Source organism: Allobosea sp. FG18 (assembly GCF_057809495.1).
On sequence record NZ_JBMDKB010000089.1, the window covers coordinates 1 to 553 of the forward strand.

1 protein-coding gene is annotated in these 553 nt (G+C 72.2%); it reads right to left on the reverse strand.

The window, feature by feature from the left end:
• Positions 1-535 (reverse strand): methyl-accepting chemotaxis protein (locus ACODTJ_RS29195; protein WP_488851733.1); only part of this gene is annotated, 535 nt, incomplete at its 3' end.
• Positions 536-553: the final 18 nt, after the last annotated feature.

Consider the following 553-nt stretch of genomic DNA (forward strand, 5'->3'; position numbering starts at 1 on the left):
CCGAGGCTGCCGAGATGTCGGCGATCGTCGCCGCGACCTTCTGCGAGGCCGCGAGGATGCGGGCGAGCTGGTCGCCGGCCTGACGCACCAGCTTCACGCCCTCGCCGACCTCGGCATTGGACGAGGAGATCAGCCCGGAGATGTCCTTGGCCGCCTCGCCCGAGCGCTGCGCCAGGGTCCGCACCTCGGAGGCCACCACCGCGAAGCCCTTGCCGGCCTCGCCGGCGCGGGCCGCCTCGACCGCCGCGTTGAGCGCCAAGAGGTTGGTCTGGAAGGCGATGTCGTCGATCACGCGGATGATGTCGGAGATCTTCTGCGAGGCCGTCTCGATGCGGGCCATGGCGTCGACCGCCTGGCCGGCGATGGCACCGCCGCTCTCGGCGGCCTGCATCGCCTCGTCGGCGATCCGGGCCGCGTCCTTCGAGGCCTGGGCCGAGGCCTTGACCGAGGCTGCGAGTTCCTCGGTCGTGGCGGCGGTCTCCTCGAGCGAGGAGGCCTGCTCCTCGGTGCGCTTCGACAGGTCGTCGGCGCCCATGTTGATCTCGCGCGCGGC